Origin of the sequence: Pseudoalteromonas sp. MTN2-4, from assembly GCF_042848605.1 — a bacterium.
In the GTDB taxonomy this organism is placed as follows: Bacteria; Pseudomonadota; Gammaproteobacteria; order Enterobacterales; family Alteromonadaceae; genus Pseudoalteromonas.
The window spans coordinates 1-403 of the sequence record NZ_BTGK01000078.1 but is presented as its reverse complement, the minus strand read 5'-3'; the positions used below and the strand labels follow the sequence as shown (position 1 = coordinate 403).

The window sequence follows — 403 nt, the reverse complement described above, 5'->3', positions numbered from 1 at the left end:
AGTTTGCGATCCAGTGCGACTTGCACCAACAATCAAATACTCTTTACCGTCTTGGTGATTTGTAAGGCCTGACTGTGTTGCTGTCACGCTGTAACCATCAGCATTCGCTTCGGTTAAATCTGCAAACGCGTACTGACCGTTCGTATCTGTAGTGCGTGTTAGTGACACCGTGCGGCCAAACTTGTCTTTACCTGTCAACGTAACTGTGATGTTTTCAAGCGCTTTGTCTAGCTCAGCAGCTTCAAGTTCTCCGTCTTGTAGCGTGTCTAGGAATACGCGACCTGAAATCGAATAAGGAATTGTGCCAAGTAGCTCGGTGAAGTCCACGATTGCTGAGCGTGTATTGGCCGTTAAATCAACCACAACCGTATTGTTTGCAGTTTGCGATCCAGTGCGACTTGCT

Annotated in this window: 1 protein-coding gene; it reads right to left on the bottom strand. The window is 47.4% G+C overall.

All coding sequences use genetic code 11. The annotated features are described in order from the left end of the window. Nucleotides 1–403: SdrD B-like domain-containing protein (locus ACGHEH_RS21800; RefSeq protein WP_390449915.1), on the bottom strand; the 403-nt coding region annotated here is incomplete at both ends.